General features: G+C 72.4%; 12 protein-coding genes and 3 pseudogenes. 11 read left to right on the forward strand and 4 right to left on the reverse strand.

Annotated elements, in window-relative coordinates; genetic code table 11:
• From AC02VZ_RS15375 to AC02VZ_RS15400, 6 genes are all read left to right on the forward strand, one after another.
• Window positions 1-261, forward strand: a complete 261-nt coding sequence (locus tag AC02VZ_RS15375; protein WP_476475611.1) for a UBP-type zinc finger domain-containing protein — start codon at window positions 1-3, stop codon at window positions 259-261.
• Window positions 261-2,042 (forward strand): FAD-dependent oxidoreductase, encoded by a 1,782-nt coding sequence (locus AC02VZ_RS15380; protein ID WP_164338704.1) that lies wholly within the window; start codon window positions 261-263, stop codon window positions 2,040-2,042. Before AC02VZ_RS15375 ends, AC02VZ_RS15380 begins: the two co-directional genes overlap by 1 nt.
• Before the next feature lie 47 nt (window positions 2,043-2,089).
• Window positions 2,090-2,587 carry an Hsp20/alpha crystallin family protein gene (locus tag AC02VZ_RS15385; RefSeq protein WP_476475612.1) on the forward strand — a complete coding sequence of 166 codons (498 nt, stop codon included), beginning with the start codon at window positions 2,090-2,092 and terminating at the stop codon, window positions 2,585-2,587.
• Window positions 2,588-2,866: 279 nt separating this feature from the next.
• Window positions 2,867-3,448 (forward strand): hypothetical protein, encoded by a 582-nt coding sequence (locus tag AC02VZ_RS15390; protein ID WP_476475613.1) that lies wholly within the window; start codon window positions 2,867-2,869, stop codon window positions 3,446-3,448.
• A 21-nt stretch (window positions 3,449-3,469) separates the two neighbouring features.
• Window positions 3,470-3,862 carry a DUF2267 domain-containing protein gene (locus AC02VZ_RS15395; protein ID WP_031101390.1) on the forward strand — a complete coding sequence of 131 codons (393 nt, stop codon included), beginning with the start codon at window positions 3,470-3,472 and terminating at the stop codon, window positions 3,860-3,862.
• A 33-nt stretch (window positions 3,863-3,895) separates the two neighbouring features.
• Entirely contained in the window at window positions 3,896-4,324 is a 429-nt protein-coding gene (locus tag AC02VZ_RS15400; RefSeq protein ID WP_031101392.1) for a DUF2267 domain-containing protein, read from the forward strand.
• Window positions 4,325-4,372: 48 nt separating this feature from the next.
• On the opposite strand, the gene AC02VZ_RS15405 is transcribed toward AC02VZ_RS15400, so the two are convergent.
• Together AC02VZ_RS15405 and AC02VZ_RS15410 are read right to left on the reverse strand one after the other, a co-directional pair.
• Complete coding sequence (locus tag AC02VZ_RS15405; RefSeq protein WP_432055636.1) at window positions 4,373-5,566, reverse strand: PP2C family protein-serine/threonine phosphatase; 1,194 nt, start codon at window positions 5,564-5,566, stop codon at window positions 4,373-4,375.
• 46 nt (window positions 5,567-5,612) lie between these two features.
• Window positions 5,613-6,062 (reverse strand): DUF1931 family protein, encoded by a 450-nt coding sequence (locus tag AC02VZ_RS15410; protein ID WP_031101397.1) that lies wholly within the window; start codon window positions 6,060-6,062, stop codon window positions 5,613-5,615.
• A gap of 248 nt (window positions 6,063-6,310) precedes the next feature.
• Here AC02VZ_RS15410 and AC02VZ_RS15415 point away from each other — a divergent pair.
• The 4 genes and pseudogenes from AC02VZ_RS15415 (at window position 6,311) to AC02VZ_RS15430 (ending at window position 11,688) form a co-directional block, all read left to right on the forward strand.
• Window positions 6,311-7,401, forward strand: a pseudogene (locus tag AC02VZ_RS15415) (hypothetical protein).
• 34 nt (window positions 7,402-7,435) lie between these two features.
• A pseudogene (locus AC02VZ_RS15420) lies at window positions 7,436-7,588 on the forward strand (DUF6891 domain-containing protein); the annotation flags it as partial.
• Between the two features lie 203 nt (window positions 7,589-7,791).
• A complete protein-coding gene (locus tag AC02VZ_RS15425) occupies window positions 7,792-10,059 on the forward strand; it encodes a serine/threonine-protein kinase (RefSeq protein WP_432055635.1) in 2,268 nt (755 codons plus the stop codon).
• Window positions 10,060-10,119: 60 nt separating this feature from the next.
• Entirely contained in the window at window positions 10,120-11,688 is a 1,569-nt protein-coding gene (locus AC02VZ_RS15430; RefSeq protein ID WP_476475614.1) for a phytoene desaturase family protein, read from the forward strand.
• Between the two features lie 44 nt (window positions 11,689-11,732).
• Here AC02VZ_RS15430 and AC02VZ_RS15435 read toward each other — a convergent pair whose 3' ends face one another.
• Window positions 11,733-13,511 carry a serine hydrolase domain-containing protein gene (locus AC02VZ_RS15435; protein WP_476475615.1) on the reverse strand — a complete coding sequence of 593 codons (1,779 nt, stop codon included), beginning with the start codon at window positions 13,509-13,511 and terminating at the stop codon, window positions 11,733-11,735.
• A gap of 432 nt (window positions 13,512-13,943) precedes the next feature.
• Between AC02VZ_RS15435 and AC02VZ_RS15440 the strand changes: the two genes are divergently transcribed.
• Window positions 13,944-15,452: an acyl-CoA synthetase gene (locus tag AC02VZ_RS15440; RefSeq protein WP_471228676.1), complete on the forward strand. Its 1,509-nt coding sequence runs from the start codon at window positions 13,944-13,946 to the stop codon at window positions 15,450-15,452.
• A 53-nt stretch (window positions 15,453-15,505) separates the two neighbouring features.
• Here AC02VZ_RS15440 and paaK read toward each other — a convergent pair.
• Window positions 15,506-16,805, reverse strand: a pseudogene (gene paaK / locus AC02VZ_RS15445) (phenylacetate--CoA ligase PaaK).
• Window positions 16,806-16,860 lie beyond the last annotated feature (55 nt).

The following is a 16,860-nucleotide window of genomic DNA, read 5'->3' on the forward strand; positions in this document are numbered from 1 at the left end:
ATGACCGTACGGACCGACCCCCACCTCGCCCTCGTACGCCCCGTGACCCCGCGCACCGCGGGATGCGAGGAATGCCTGGCCACGCGTTCCCCCTGGCTCCACCTCAGGTTCTGCCTGACCTGTGGCCACGTCGGCTGCTGCGACTCCTCGCCGAACCGGCACGCCCGCCGTCACGCCGCCGCCGACGGCCATCCGATCGCGGCGTCGCTGGAGCCCGGCGAGAACTGGCGGTGGTGCTTCGTCCACGAGGCGTTCGTGTGATGCCCGGCGACGAGACGCGGCCGGGCGCAGCGCCCGTGCCGGGCGAGCCGGAGGGAAGCGTCCCCTTCGAGACTCCTGACATCTACGGTGCCTACCCGCGTCTTTCGGACGGCCAGTTGGCCCGCCTGGCACAGCGCGGCCGGCGGCGTGCGGTGGACGCCGGCGAGGTGTTGATCCGAGAAGGGGAACGATGCGAGACGTTCTACGTCGTCCTCAGCGGGGCGCTCGCCATCCTCGAGGACTACGGCACACCCGGCGAACGGCTGCTGCGGGTCCACGGCCCCGGCCGCTTCATCGGCGAACTCGGCCTCCTGAACGGACAGGTGGCCTTCTACACCGCCGTGGTCAGGGACCCCGGCGAGATCCTGGCCCTGTCCATGGACCAACTGCGTGACCTGGTGACCCGGGACTCCGATCTGGGCGATGTGGTGCTGCGCGCCTGCCTGGGCCGCCGAGCCCTGCTCGTCGGGCAGGGCGCCGGTTTCCGCATCATCGGCTCACGCTACTCGCCCGACACCCGGCGGATGCGCGAGTTCGCCGCCCGCAACCGGCTGCCGCACCGCTGGATCGATCTGGAGACGGACCAGGAGGCGGAGGCGCTGCTGCGCCGCTTCGGGGTCGGTCCGGAACAGACGCCGCTGGTGATCTGGCGGGACACGACGCTGCTGCGCAATCCGAGCAACGCCGAACTGGCCCGGTTGATCGGCCTCCCGCCCTTGCCGTCGGGCAACGGCCACCGCGATCTCCTCATCGTCGGCTCCGGTCCGGCCGGTCTGGCCGCCGCGGTGAACGCCGCCTCGGAAGGCCTCGGAACGACCGTGGTCGAGGCACTGGCCACCGGCGGCCAGGCGGGGACGTCCTCCCGCATCGAGAATCTGCTCGGCTTCCCGTCCGGCATCTCCGGCGCCGAGCTCACCGAGCGCGCCGTGCTCCAAGCGGAGAAGTTCGGCGCCCGGATCAGCATTCCGGCGGAGGCCGCCCGGCTCGAACGGCGGGACGGCCACTACGCCGTCGGCTTCACCGACGGCAGCGAGATCACCGCCCGAACCCTCGTCCTGGCCACCGGCGCCCGCTACCGTCGCCTCCACGTGCCCGGCATCGAACCGCTGGAGTGCGCGAGCGTGCACTACTCGGCGACCGTCTATGAGGCCCAGCAGTGTCGCACCGACCCGGTGGCGGTGGTGGGCGGCGGCAACTCCGCGGGCCAGGCCGTGCTCTTCCTGGCCGGGTACGCGCCCCAGGTGTACCTGCTCGTCCGTGGGCCGAGCCTCGACGAGCACATGTCCCGCTACCTGATCGATCAGATCGAGCGCCACCCGCGGGTCCGGGTGCTCCTGCAGACCGAGATCACCGAGGCGCACGGCGACAAGGTCCTGGAGGCGGTCACCGTGGTCGACCACCGTGCGGGCACGCACCGCCGCCTCGCGGTGCGGGCTCTGTTCGTCTTCACCGGCGCCGACCCGCACACCGAGTGGCTGTCCGGCGCGCTCGCCCTGGACGCGCGCGGCTTCGTGCTCACCGGCGCGGACGCTCAGGCCTGCTCGGTCCCCGAGCTGTGGCAGAGCCAGGGCCGCGACTGCCTGACGCTGGAGACCACCCTGCCCGGCGTCTTCGCCGCCGGCGACGTCCGCAGCGGCTCGGTGAAACGCGTGGCCTCCGCCGTCGGCGACGGCGCGATGAGCATCCACTTCGTGCACCGCTACCTGGGCCACACGGTCGAGCCCGGCGACACCGACACCGCCCCGCAGACCCGTCCGAAGGAGTCCGCTTGGCTCGCTTGACACCAAGGGGACGACGAGATCACCAGAAGGAGAAGGAGGCGATGGGAATGGCCACGCCCGTCCGGCACCACCGAGGTGCCGCAACGCAGGCCAGGCCGCTCGGCTGGGCACGCAATCCGCTGACGGAGTTCGACCAGCTGCTCAGCGAGATGAGCGGGCTGATCGAATCCACGGTAGGAGGTGCGGCGACCGCAGTCGCGTGGACACCCCTGGCGGATGTCACGGAGTCCGACGACGCCTTCCACGTCGAGATCGAACTCCCCGGCGTCAAGAGCAAGGACATCGACGTCGAGGCGAGCGGACAGGAGCTGGTGGTCACCGGAGAGATCAAGGAGAAGGAACGCAAGGGCGTCCTGCGCCGGAGCACCCGCCGCACCGGGGCCTTCGAGTACCGGCTGCGGCTGCCCCGGGAGGTCAACACGGAAAAGATCAATGCGCGGATGTCGGACGGGGTGCTCACCATCACCGTCCCCAAGGCCGAGGTCGCAAAGCCCCGGCACGTCGAGATCACCGAGACGAATGACAGCACCGGGAGCAACGGCTGACGCGAACGCCGCGGTTCCGGACACCCGTCCGGAACCGCGGCCGGGCCGCCGAACCGCGACATCGGGGATGAGTCATGAAGGACGTCCCGCATCACGAGCCCTCACGCGGTGGAGATCCGCCGCCGGACTCCTTGCGGCGCCGCAGGCGCCAGGTGCGCAGCAGCCGGAGGGGGAGCAGGCCCAGCGGTGTCCGTCGGCCCATGTCCGCCAGGTCCTCGCGGTCGAATGCCCGTGCGTAACGCTCCGCGTCCTGGGGCGTCGGATACCGGCGCGGCAGCCATGGCGCTGGGCGGGCTGGCCGAGGTCTTCTTCGGTGTCCGGGCCGAGCAACAGTCTCTGGAGAACATCGCCCGGCCGCTCACCGCTGAGGAAGCCGACGCCGCCTGGCGCGACGAGCCCGCGCCGCAGGACGCCCGGGACCGCAGCCGCCCCGAGCGCGATCGGCGGGCCGCCGACGAACGGGAACAGCGGATCGCCGACCGCACCGCCCGCCGCCGGGAGCGGGAGCGCACGGGAGCCCGCCGCTACCGTCCGGGCACCGGATCGGGCAGCAGGATGTATTCACCGGGGATGGCCGGCACCGCGGGAACGGCAAGCCGTACGTCCGCCATGGCCGAACAACGCCTCGACGACGAGGTCGAACAGATCACCCAGGCACTCCAGGAATCCGGTGCGACGAGCCGCGACCAACTCGAACACGCCGTGAGCGGCCGCTCCTGGGGCCCGGGACGATTCCGCCGTGCCCTGCGCGAGTCCGAGCGGGAGGCCAGGATCAAGGGAGTGGGCAAGAGCAGCTATGCGCCGGCGGACGGACGCGGCCGGTCCGGCAGCGCGCCGGACGACCCCCATGACCAGCAGTGACCCGTACAGAAGGAGGCAGCAATGAAGTACGACGCATTCCTCGCCCGGGTACGCGAGCGAGGCGAGTACAAGGATCAGGACGAAGCCGCGGACGTCACCAAGGCCGTGCTCGAAGTGCTGGCCCAGCGGATCAGCCCCGGAGAGGTCAGGGACCTGGCATCCCAGCTGCCCGGCCCGCTGGGACAATTCCTGCAGGACGCCACGCCACAACGGGCACAGAGCTTCGGGATCGAAGAATTCCACCGCCGGGTCGCCGAGCGCACCAACGCCCGGCCGCGTACGGCGCAGTGGGACGCCAGCGCGGTCCTGACCACCGTTGCCGACGCCGTCACCGGCGGAGAACTGAATCAGATCATCAGCCAGCTCCCCTCGAGCTACGCGGTCCTGTTCGGCAAGGCCGACCTCGCGGACTGAGCCCGAGGCACCCCGGAACGAAAGGCCGCACAAATGGTTGAAACAGGTTTCTCCTCGTTCGACACCATGGTGGACAAGGCCAATCGGCTCCTCAGGGAGGTCGAGGAGGCCTTCGGATGGCCCAAGGAACGGCGTAAGCAGTCCTACGCGGCGCTGCGGGCAGTGCTGCACCCGCTCCGGGATCGTCTCCCGGTCGAGACGGCCGTGCAGTTCGGCGCCCAGCTGCCGACCATCGTCAGGGGCGTCTACTACGACGGTTGGAAACCGGCCGAAACGCCTGTGAGGATGAGCAATGAGGAGTTCCTGGCACGGGTCCGCAGTGAATTCCCCTATGCCGTCGAGGGCGGCGCCGAGAAGCTGGTGCGCACCGTCCTGAAGACTCTGGCGCTTCATGTGAGCGCCGGCGAATGGGAGCACCTCAAATCACGGGTGCCGAACTCGTTCGCCGTGCTCCTGCCGTGACCCGGCGAAGAGGGGGGCCGGCGCCCCGGCGCCATCCGGCTCCTCCGGTCACGGATCAGGGGGCTGCCACTCGAACATCAGGATCGTGGCGTCGTCGCTGAGTGAGTCGTGCCGGTGGTCCAGGACGGCATGGATGAGCAGGCGCAGCACCTCCGGGGCGTTCTGCCCCGCTGCGGTCGACCGGATGATGTAGTCGGTGAAGCGCTCCAGGCCGAACTCCTCGCCCGCCTCGTTGCGGGACTCGACCACGCCGTCCGAGTAGAGCAGTACGCGGTCACCGGGTTCGAGGCCGACCTCGTGCACCTGACGGGCGGTCTCGGCGAGACGTGCCGGCAGGCCCAACGGAGGCTCAGGAGGCCGGTCGAATGTCTCGGGGAGCAGACGGTGGCGACGGATGAGCAGCGGAGCGGGATGACCGCAGTTGCACCATCTCAGCACACCTGTGGGCATGTGCAGTTGAGCGAGGACACCCGTGCAGAACTGCTCCGGAAGCCACGTCGCCAGCGCATCGTCCACGGTGCCCACGAGTTCGTTGAGGCCTGCCCCGCTGCGCCGGGCATTGCGGCAGCCTGCCATGGCGACAGCGGTGGCCAGTCCGGACGCCAGATCGTGCCCCATGCCGTCGAGGATCGTGGTGTGCAGAAGGTCCTCGGTGAATACGTGGTCGAACGCATCGCCACCCAGTTCGTACGCAGGCTCCAGAGCCGCCGTCGAGACGACCCGCCCGGTGCCGATGGAGCGGGGAGGGAGGAAGGCACTCACCATTTCCGTGTGCAGGTGCATCGGCCTGGTACGCATGCGCTGGGCGATGGTGTCGCTGTAGGTGCGCTTGGATGTGATGATCAGCGCGAGGAGCGACGCCGCCGTCCGGCAGCGCCGTAGTCTGAGCCCGTCCAGGGTGCCCATGGTCAGTTCCAGCACGCCCAGGCGTTCCGCTCCGTCGGCCAGGGGCAGCCAGACGTTCAGCTCACCGGAGGGGGTTTCCGCCATTCGCAGTGAGTTGGTGCGGTAGGACCACCCTGCCAGCGACGTGTCGAGGTCCAGATCCGGCCCGTCCTCGACGAACGGCACGAGCAGTCTTTGCTGGATGTCGACCAGGTAGATCGCTGCTCTCCCCAGGCCCATGGCCTCTGCGTACCGGTTCAGGACGACGGGCAGTTCCGCGGGTGATGCCAGCTGGGCGGCACTGACGAGTTCCTCCAGCAACAGCTCCCCCGACCCGACGGACGCGTCTTTGTCCATGCGTTCGATGTTCCCCTCGCCGACGCGCCCCCACAATCCGGGCGTCCTACAGAAGCAGGTCGAAGACGGCTCGGGCCTCGTCCCAGTGCTGGGTCTGGGGGTTCTTCAGGTCGGGGTGGAGGATCTTGAAGCTCTGGGCGAGGGAGAGGCTGAGTCCGCCGATGATGTCCGGATAGGCCGCCTCGGTGTCCTGGTCGGGTGCGCGGTCGAGAGGGGGGTGGGTGGCGAGCTGTTCAAGGATCGGCTTGAGTTCCACTTCCTCGTCGATCGCCCGGAAGCGATGGATGCTCTCCTGCAGGCCCTTCGTGATCGGCAGGTCGCACGTCCGGATGATGTCGCGGTCATTGGCCTTGGCTGTGGCCTGGGCGACGGTCAGCAGATCGTAGAGCTTGGCGTCGACGAAGTCGCTGTACCGCTTGAGGTCGTTCTTGTCGACGTTCAGCCCTGCGGCCGTACGGAAGAACCGCTCGAACCTGGCGATGGACATCACGGTCATGATGGCAACCTCCGACTGCGGGCGCCGGGCGGCTCCCAGCCCCCTGTCCTTCAGCCCCAGCTTGACCGATGGGGCACGGGAACACTTGCGCATGCCGGGCCCAACCGACCCACCCCGCATTGCCCTGTCAGGACCAGGAGGCGACCCGGCGGCAGGGATCCGACGTGTCACGTGGCGACGACGGCGATCCAGGGGCATCCTGTGGGCACTTACGGTTTCGTGGGGCAGCCGATGAGAAGGGTTCAGCCATGCCGAAGCCGTCGCAGGGCGTCACGGTCGTGGCTCTCCTGGCAGATCCGGACACGCCGACGGAGATCGCTGAGCGTATGGCCCGGAGACTTCCCGACCGGCTCTCCAGAAAGTCGGACAAGGGGCGACGGTTCGACGTCAGGGTGGTCAGTGAGCCCGTCACCGCGGGGAGCGAGGACCCGCCCACCGTGATGCGCCGGATCAGGGAACGCGCGAACGCGGAGGACTGGGACGTCGTCGTGGCCCTCACCGACCTTCCGCTGCACTCGCACGGACGCAAGCTTGTGGTGGATCTGAATCACGAATACCGCCTTGCGCTGCTTTCCCTGCCCTCGCTGGGGGGCCGGCGGCTGCAGACGAGGGCCCAGAGGGCAGTGGAGGAGGCCGTCCTCAGCCTGACGGGTCGGCGGGACGCTCCGCCGCGCCCCTTCGACGATCCTCTCGCGCCGGTCCGTCCGGGCCCGGTCGATGAGGACGAACCCGCCGATCTCCGGTACACCACCGGCGGGCCCCGCGGCTACCTCAGGGTGCTCGGCGGCATGGTCCGGGCCAACCGGCCGTGGCGGCTGGTGCCGGCCCTGTCGAAGGCCCTGGCGGCCGCACTCGCCACGGGAGCGATTGCCACCGTGAACGCCACCGTCTGGAGCCTTGCCGCGTCCCTGAGCACCACCCGTCTCGTGATCGCCATGGTCGGATCCTCGCGCTCATGATCGGCTGGCTGATCGTGGACGCGCATCTGTGGCATCGAACGGCGGAGATCTCGCCGGAGGCGAGGAAGCGGGCGGCTCTGTACAACGCCTCGACGGTCGTGACCGTGGGTATCGGGGTGCTCGTCTGCTATGCGGGGCTGCTGGTCATCAACCTCATATGGGCGCTTTTCATCCTCAACGACCAGGTATTCGCCTTCATGACGCGAAGCTCGTTGCACCTCACGGAGTACCTGACGCTCGCCTGGTTCGTCGCTTCGGTCGCCACCGTGGGCGGTGCACTGGGATCAGGCTTGGAGAGCGACGAGGCGATCCGAGCAGCCGCCTACTCCAAGCGTGAACAGGAACGTCGCCGCAGGCTCGAGGACGACCACGAAGACTAGGCCGTGTCCCGGGCGGGAGGCACGGCGTTGGTCGGTGGTGCTCCGGGAACGGCACGTCCGTGTGTCCGCGGAGGAGCTGGCCGGGCTGGTCCGGCGCATCGGCGGGCCGGGCGACCGGTTCCTGGTCCTCCAGCGGATACCCGACCTGCCCGACGTCTTCGCCCAGGTGTGGCACGAGGCCGGCGGCCGGGAACCGGAGCGACCCGCGCGAGGGCGGGGCGCCCGGGAGGATCCCGACCCGGCCGCGCCTCCGGGCGGGGCGGACGCCGGTCCTGCGGAGGCGCCGGCGGACGGACCGGCCGGGCACCGTACAAAGTCGGACGAGATGTCGCCATACTGGTCGGGCCAGGGGAGGGCGCGGCGGACAGCGACGGGGGCGGGGCAGCGGAGATGGGGGACACCAGACTGATCCACGGCCGGTACCGGCTGCTCGACCGGATCGGGCGCGGCGGCATGGGTGAGGTGTGGCGGGCGCGGGACGAGTCACTGGGCCGGCAGGTGGCGGTGAAGTGCCTCAAACCGATCGGCCCCCAGCACGACCAGGCGTCCGGCCGGGTCCTGCGGGAGCGGTTCCGGCGCGAGGCCCGGGTGGCCGCGGCGCTCCAGCACCGGGGCATCACGGTGGTGCACGACTTCGGCGAGGACGACGGCGTGCCGTACCTCGTGATGGAGCTGCTCCAGGGCCGCGACCTCAGCCGGCTGCTGGAGGACAACAAGCAGCACCCGCTGCCGGTCGACGAGGTGGTGGACATCGCCGACCAGGTCGCCTCGGCCCTCGCCTACACCCACGACCAGGGCATCGTGCACCGTGACCTGAAGCCCGCCAACATCGTGCGCCTGCACGACGGCACCGTGAAGATCTGCGACTTCGGCATCGCCCGCCTCGGCCACGACATCGGCTACACCTCACGGCTGACCGGCACCGGCATCGCCATGGGCACCCCGCACTACATGTCCCCGGAGCAGATCGGCGGCTCGGAGGTCGACCGGCGCAGCGACCTGTACTCCTTCGGCTGCGTGCTCTACGAGATCGCCACCGGCGTCCCGCCGTTCGACCTGGACGACGCGTGGGCGATCCTCGTCGGTCACCGCGACACCCCGCCCCCGCCGCCCCGCGAGCACCGTGCCGAACTGCCCGAGCACCTCGAACGCCTCATCCTCGACCTGCTGGCCAAGGAGCCCGGCGGGCGCCCGGACAGCGCCCGCGAACTGACCCACCGGCTGGCCGCGCTGGGCACCGGAGGGGACCGGCCGCCCGCCCCGCGCGACCGGGCACCGGCCGCCGTCACGGTCCGGCCGCCCGGCCCCCACGCCCCGCCCGCGGCCACCGGCCGCGCCGCCCGGCTGCCCTCCTGGACCCGCGGCATGACCTCCGGGCGCAAGGCGGCCGGGGCGGCACCGGCCGCGCCGGCCGAGGACCCGGCGGCCGCGGCACTGTCGGGGGAGTGGATCGCCCGACCCGCCGGGCGACGCGACGAGGAACCCCCGGCGGACACCCGGCCCGCCCCGCCGGAGCAGGCCCTGACCACCCTGGCCGGCCGGCACAACGCGGGCCTGAGCCTGGGGCGCCTGGGCCGCTGGACGGAGGCGGGCGAGGTGCACCGCGCGGTCGCCGCCGAACGCGAGCACCTCCTCGGCCCCGACCACCCCGACACCCTCTCCAGCCGCCACGAGGTCGCGCTCAGCCTCAGCCGCACCGGCCGCGCCGCCGACGCGCTGCGCGAGTTCCGGCAGGTGACCGACGCCCGCCGGCGCGTGCTCGGCGCCGACCACGCCGACACCCTCGCCGCCCGGCAGGAGAAGGCCCACGTGCTCGGCCGCATGGGCCGCCCCTTCGAGGCCCACCAGACGTACCTGGCGGTGCTCGCCGCCCGGGAGCGCACCCAGGGCCCCGACCATCCGGACACCCTGCGCTGCCGCCACGACCTGGCCTTCAACCTCGGCCGGCTCGGCCGTCTGGAGGACTCCTGCACCATGGCCCGCGACGTCGCGGCGGCCCGCGCGCGGGTGCTGGGCGCCGAGCACCCCGACACCCTCGCGACCCGCTTCGAAGTGGCGTACACCCTGGGCCAGCTGGGCCGCTGGGACCAGGCGCTGGAACTGCACCGGGAGGTCGCGCGGGCCCGTGCCGCGGCACTCGGCGCGGACCACCCGGACACCCTGGCCGCCCGCTACGAGACCGCCGTCGGCCTGGGCCGCCTCGGCCGCACCGCCGAGGCGCTGGAGGTCTACCGCGTGCTGGTGGCGGACCGGGCCCGGGTGCAGGGCGCGGACCATCCCGAGACGCTGCGGACCCGGCACGGCCTGGGCGTCGCCCTCGGCCGGCTCGGACGCTGGGAGGAGGCCCTCGCCGAGGCGCGCGCCGTGTGCGCGCTGCGCGAGCGCGCCCTGGGCGCCGACCACGCCGACACGCTCGTCAGCCGCCGGGAGATCGCCGTGGCCCTGGGCTGGCTGGGCCGCTGGTCCGACGCGCTGACCGGCTACCGGAGGGTGGCGGACGCCCGCGAGCGGGTGCTCGGCGCGGGCCACCCCGACACCCTCGCCGCCCGCAACGACGAGGCGCAGTGCCTGCAGCGGCTGGACCGGACCGGCGAGGCGGCCGAGGTGTACCGCACCGTGGCGGCCCTGCGGCAGCAGGGGGTCGCCGGGGGCGCCTGAGGCCCGGCGGGCCGGGGGTGCCGTCTGGCCGCTGCGGATCACCGCGTGCTACCAAGAACCATGACCGCACCCGAGGGAACCGGAACCTACGACGTCGTCATCGTCGGCGGCGGCCACAACGGCCTGGTCGCCGCCGCCTACCTGGCCCGCGCCGGACGCTCCGTGCTCGTCCTGGAGCGCCTGGACCACACCGGCGGGGCGGCGGTCTCCACCCGCCCGTTCGCCGGGGTCGACGCCCGGCTGTCCCGGTACTCGTACCTCGTGAGCCTGCTGCCCGGGAAGATCGTGAGCGACCTGGGCCTCGACTTCCGGCTGCGCACCCGCTCCATCTCGTCGTACACGCCCACCGTGCGGGACGGGCGGCCCACCGGTCTGCTGGTCGGCGGCGGCGAGGAGCGCACCCGGGCGGCCTTCGCCCGGCTCACCGGCTCCGACCGCGAGTACGAGGCGTGGCGCCGCTTCTACGCCCTGACCGGCCGCGTCGCCGAACGGGTCTTCCCCACCCTCACCGAACCGCTGCCGACCCGCGAGGCACTGCGCCGCGCCGTCGACGACGAGACAGCCTGGCGGACCCTGTTCGAGGAGCCGATCGGGGTCGCCGTCGAGGACCACTTCTCCGACGACCTGGTGCGCGGCGTCGTCCTCACCGACGCGCTGATCGGTACCTTCGCCGACGCCCACGACCCGTCGCTGGCCCAGAACCGCTGCTTCCTCTACCACGTCATCGGCGGCGGCACGGGCGCCTGGGACGTGCCCGTCGGGGGCATGGGGGCCCTCACCGACGCGCTCGCCGACGCGGCCCGCGCCGCCGGCGCCGTCCTCGCCACCGGCCACGAGGCGATCCGCGTGGACACCGACGGCCGCCGCGCCGAGGTCGCCTACCGCACCGCCGACGGCGAGGGCGTCGCCGCCGCCCGCCACGTGCTGGTCAACGCCTCACCGCAGGCGCTCGCCGCCCTCACCGGCGACACCCCGCCGCACCCGGCGGAAGGCGCCCAGCTCAAGGTGAACATGCTGCTCGAACGGCTGCCCCGGCTGCGCGACACCTCCGTCGACCCCCGCGAGGCGTTCGCCGGGACCTTCCACATCGCCGAGGGGTACGGCCAACTGGCCGCCGCGCACGCCCAGGCCGCCGCCGGAGAGCTGCCGGAGGCACCGCCCTCCGAGATCTACTGCCACTCCCTCACCGACCCCGGCATCCTCGGCCCGGACCTGGCCGCGCGGGGCTTCCACACGCTCACCCTCTTCGGACTGCACACCCCGGCCCGGCTGTTCGAGCAGGACAACGACGCGACCCGCGAGCAGCTCCTGGCCGCCACCCTCGCCCAGCTCGACGCGCACCTGGCGGAACCGCTCGCCGACTGCCTGGCCCGCGACGCGGACGGGCGCCCCTGCCTGGAGGCCCGCACCCCGCTGGACCTGGAGCACGACCTCGGGCTGCCCGGCGGCAACATCTTCCACCGCGAGCTGTCCTGGCCCCACGCCCAGGAGGGCACCGGCCGCTGGGGCGTGGAGACCCGGCACGCCAACGTCCTGCTGTGCGGCGCGGGCGCGGTGCGCGGCGGCGGGGTCAGCGGCGTTCCGGGCCACAACGCGGCCATGGCGGTGCTGGAGGCCGGGGACGGGTGACAGCGGGGCGGGCCGGGCGCGCGAGACGGCTCGCCCGGCCCCGCTCAGTCGGCCGACCGCTCCCACCCCAGGGCGGTGACGCGGGCCGCGTCCGCGGGCCGTTCCTCGTCGAAGAGGACGCCGCGGGACGTCTCCACGCGCAGGGCGTCCACGTAGGCGCCCCGCCCGACGTACAGCCGGTCGGTCGCGTAGCGCCAGCGCAGGGTGAGGTTCCGCGCGGCGGGCAGGGCCGCGCCGAGCGTGTGCCAGACGCGGCCCGACCAGCCGGTGGCCGCACCCGAGGGGTGCGGACGGGACTCCGCTCCCGGCCGCCGGGTGTCGAACGGCACCGGCGACCAGGCCGTGCCGCCGTCGGTGGACGCCTCCAGCACGAGCGTGTCGGAGCCCGGTTCGGTGTCCCACCACAGGGCGCAGCGCAGGCGGGCACCGCCGGCCGAGGTGTCCAGCGCGGGCAGCGTCAGGGTGGCCGTGGCCGAGCTCTCCATGCCGGAGAACCAGGCCGTCCGTCCCCGGGCCGGCCGCACCGGCACCGCCCGGGCCAGCCAGTTGGCCGTGGCCACCCGGGGAGCCGAGCCGGAGCGCCAGCTGCGCACCGGGTGGACGGAGTTGCCCAGGACGACGAGGAACGAGTCGGTGGTGGGGTCCAGGACAAGGGACGTCCCGGTGAAGCCGGTGTGGCCGGCCGTGCTCGGGGTGGCCATCGCGCCCATGTACCAGTGCTGGTACAGCTCGAAGCCCAGCCCGTGCTCGTCGCCGGGGAAGCCGGTGTTGAAGTCGGTGAACATCAGCTCCACCGACTCCGGGCGCAGGACGCGCGCCCCGCCGTACACGCCGCCGTTGAGCAGGGTCCGCCCGAGCACCGCCAGGTCCCGCGCGGTGGAGAACACCCCGGCGTGACCCGCCACCCCGCCCAGGCTGTGGGCGTTCTCGTCGTGCACCTCGCCCCACACCAGTCCCCGGTCCAGACCCGACCAGGGCCGGCGCGCGTCCTCCGTGGCGGCGATCCGCGGGCGCCAGGCGGCCGGCGGGTTGTAGCGGGTGCGGCGCATGCCCAGCGGGCCGGTGATGTCGTCCCGCAGCAGCACGTCCAGGGTGCGTCCGGTGACCCGCTCCAGGAGCAGCTGGAGCGAGATCAGGTTCAGGTCGGAGTACAGGTACGCGGTGCCCGGCGCGCCGACCGGCTCCTCGTCGTACACCAGCCGGATCTTCTCCTCGCGGGTGGGGGCCGTGTAGAGCGGGATCCACGCGCGGAATCCGGAGGTGTGGGTGAGCAGCTGGCGGACCGTCACGTCCTCCTTGCCCGCCCGGCCGAAGCCGGGCAGGTAGGAGGCGACCTTCCCCTCCAGCTCCACGGCGCCCCGCTCGATCTGCTGCACGGCGAGGATCGAGGTGAACAGCTTGGACACCGACGCCAGGTCGAAGACGGTGTCCCTGGCCATGGGGATCTGCCGGTCCGGGGGGAACTCGACGCCGGTGTCGGTCTTCTCGTCGTACGCCCGGTAGCGCACCGCCATGCCGATGGGCTCGTGCAGCGCGATGGTGCCGCCGCGCCCGGCGAGCAGCACGGCGCCCGCGTACCAGGGATGAGTGGGGGAGGGGCCGAGGAACGCCTCGGCGTCGGTGACCAGCCGGCGCAGGGGCCCGGACAGCAGACCGGCGCGCCGCGGCGATCCGTACCGCAGGGTCGGGTGGCGGCCGCCCTGCCCGGGGCCGGCCGCGGCGGGGTCGGCGGGGAGGGTGGCGAACACCAGCGCGCCCCCCAGTGCCGCTGCCCGTGCGCCCAGTTGACGACGGGTCATCCCGTGTGCCGCCGCGTCCGCCATGACGTACCTCCCGTGTTCGGGGCCGCACCCGGCCTGAAAGAATCTTTCGGGATCGTCTCGCGGGGTGAAACTTTCCTGTCAGGTGCGGGATGTGTCAATGGGGCGTGCGCGCCGGGCGGGAAGTCCGGTGCCCGGCGTCCCCCGGACGCGGAACTGACGCAGCGCCAGAAAGACCCTTCCGTGGTGCGGCCGGCTGCGGCATCCTGCGCCCCTGCAGACGGAGCTGAGCCGCACCCTCGGAACCGAGCACGCCGTCTTCGGCTTCACGCCCTTCCCCGCCGTCGCCGACGCCGCCGCCTTCGGCATCCCGCAGGACGACCGGGGCGAGGAGGTCAAGGCGGTCGTCGAACCGGCCCCGGGCCACGAACCGGGCCCCGCCCGCGCCGCCGCGTCCCTTGACCTTCCCCGGCCGTGAACCGAGGATCGTCAGTCATGACGGCAGGACACGGCAGCACGGTGGACGGACTCCTGCGACGCAGCGCCCGGCGCACGCCGGCCCGCGTCGCCGTCGAGTACGGCGACCGCACCTGGACCTACGGCGAACTCGACAGCGCGGTCTCCCGCGCGGCGGGCGTCCTGCTCGCCGAGGGGCTGTCCCCGGGCGACCGGGTCGCCGCCTACGGGCACAACTCCGACGCCTACCTGATCGCCTTCCTCGCCTGCGCCCGCGCGGGCCTGGTGCACGTCCCGGTCAACCAGAACCTGACCGGCGACGACCTCGCCTACCTCGTCGGCCAGTCCGGCAGCTCCCTCGTCCTCGCCGACCCCGGCCTCACCGCCCGGCTCCCCGCGGGCGTGCCCGTCCTGCCGCTGCGCGACACCGACGACGCGCTGCTCGCCCGGCAGGCCGGCGCCGACCCCTACGACGGCCCCGAGCCACGCACCGAGGACCTGGTGCAGCTGCTGTACACCTCCGGCACCACCGCGCAGCCCAAGGGCGCGATGATGACCCACCGGGCCCTGGTGCACGAGTACCTGAGCGCCATCACCGCGCTCGACCTGTCGGCCGGCGACCGGCCCGTCCACTCCCTGCCGCTGTACCACTCGGCGCAGATGCACGTCTTCCTGATGCCCTACCTCGCCGTCGGCGCCACCAACATCGTCCTGGACGCCCCGGACGGCGACCGCATCTTCGACCTGGTCGAGGCGGACCGCGCGGACAGCCTGTTCGCGCCGCCGACCGTCTGGATCGCCCTCGCCAACCGCCCCGACTTCGCCACCCGCGACCTCAGCGGACTGCGCAAGGCGTACTACGGTGCCTCGATCATGCCGGTGCCCGTCCTGGAGCGGCTGCGGGAACGACTGCCCTCGCTGGCCTTCTACAACTGCTTCGGCCAGAGCGAGATCGGCCCGCTGGCCACCGTCCTCGGCCCGGCCGAGCACAAGGGGCGGCTGGACTCCTGCGGGCGGACCGTCCTGTTCGTCGACGCGCGGGTGGTCGACGAGGACGGCAAGGACGTCCCCGACGGGACGCCCGGCGAGATCGTCTACCGCTCCCCGCAGCTCTGCGAGGGCTACTGGGACAAGCCCGAGGAGACCGCCGAGGCGTTCCGGGACGGCTGGTTCCACTCCGGCGACCTCGCGGTGCGCGACGCCGACGGCTACTTCACGATCGTCGACCGGGTGAAGGACGTCATCAACTCCGGTGGTGTGCTGGTCGCCTCACGGCAGGTCGAGGACGCGCTCTACACCCACGAGGCGGTCGCCGAGGCCGCCGTGATCGGCCTGCCCGACGACCGCTGGGTGGAGGCCGTCACCGCGGTCGTCGTGCCGCGCGGCGACGCCGGCGGGGACGCGCTGGAACAGGAGCTGATCGCCCACGCCCGCGAGCGGCTCTCCTCGTTCAAGGCGCCCAAGAAGGTGCTGTTCGTCGACGAACTCCCGCGCAACGCCAGCGGGAAGATCCTCAAACGCGAACTGCGGGACCGCTTCACCGGATGAGCCGCGGCCCGGCCCGGGCGTGACGGGTCCCGGGCCGCGCGGTGCGGGAGGCGCTATCCGGCCCGCAGGTCGACGATCCGGCGGATCTTGCCCACGGACCGCTCCAGGGTCTCCGGATCCACGATCTCCACCGTGACCGACACCCCGATGCCCTCCTTCACGGCCGCCTCGACGGACCGGGCCGCCTTCTCCCGCGTCCCGCTGTCGGCGTCGGGCCGTGCCTCCGCCCGGACCGTGAGGCGGTCCAGGCGGCCCTCCCGGGTGAGCCGCAGCTGGAAGTGCGGGGCGACCCCCGGGGTGCGCAGCACGATCTCCTCGATCTGCGTGGGGAAGAGGTTGACCCCGCGCAGGATGACCATGTCGTCGCTGCGGCCGGTGATCTTCTCCATCCGGCGGAACACCCGTGCCGTGCCCGGCAGCAGCCGGGTCAGGTCCCGCGTCCGGTACCGGACGATCGGCATGGCCTCCTTGGTCAGCGAGGTGAACACCAGCTCGCCGCGTTCGCCGTCCGGCAGCACCTCACCGGTGACCGGGTCCACGACCTCCGGGTAGAAGTGGTCCTCCCAGATGTGCAGTCCGTCCTTGGTCTCCACGCACTCCTGCGCCACGCCGGGGCCGATGACCTCGGACAGCCCGTAGATGTCCACCGCGTCGATCGCGAACCGCTCCTCGATCTCCGCCCGCATCCGCTCGGTCCACGGCTCGGCCCCGAAGATGCCCACCCTGAGCGAGGTGCTGCGCGGGTCCACGCCCTGCCGCTCGAACTCGTCGAGCAGCGTGAGCATGTAGGACGGCGTCACCATGATGATCGTGGGCCGCAGGTCCTGGATCAGGGTCACCTGACGCGCCGTCATGCCGCCCGAGGCGGGAATCACCGTGCAGCCGAGCCGCTCGGCGCCGTAGTGGGCCCCCAGGCCGCCCGTGAACAGGCCGTAGCCGTACGCGACATGGGCGATGTCCCCGGGCCGGCCGCCCGCCCGCCGCGCGGATCGAGCGGGCCACCATGTCCGCCCACATCGACAGGTCGTTCTCGGTGTAGCCGACCACCGTCGGCCGTCCGGTCGTGCCGCTGGAGGCATGGACCCGGCGCAGCTGTTCGCGCGGCACCGCGCACATCCCGTACGGGTACTGCGCCCGCAGGTCCCCCTTGGTGGTGAACGGGAACCGGGCCAGATCGGCCGGCGACCGGCAGTCGTCCGGGTGGACACCCGCCGTGTCGAAGGACTGCCGGTAGAACGGCACGTTGTCGTAGGCGTGCCGCAACGACGCCCGCAGCCGCTCCAGTTGCAGCGCCCTCAGTCCCGCCTCGTCCAGCCGCTCCGCCGGATCCAGCAGGTAGGTCGTCTCCGCCATCCGACCGTCTCCTCGCCCTCGCGTCACAGGAGCGACCGATCGTTCGGTCGACTGT

This window comes from Streptomyces sp. 3-6, assembly GCF_056323165.1.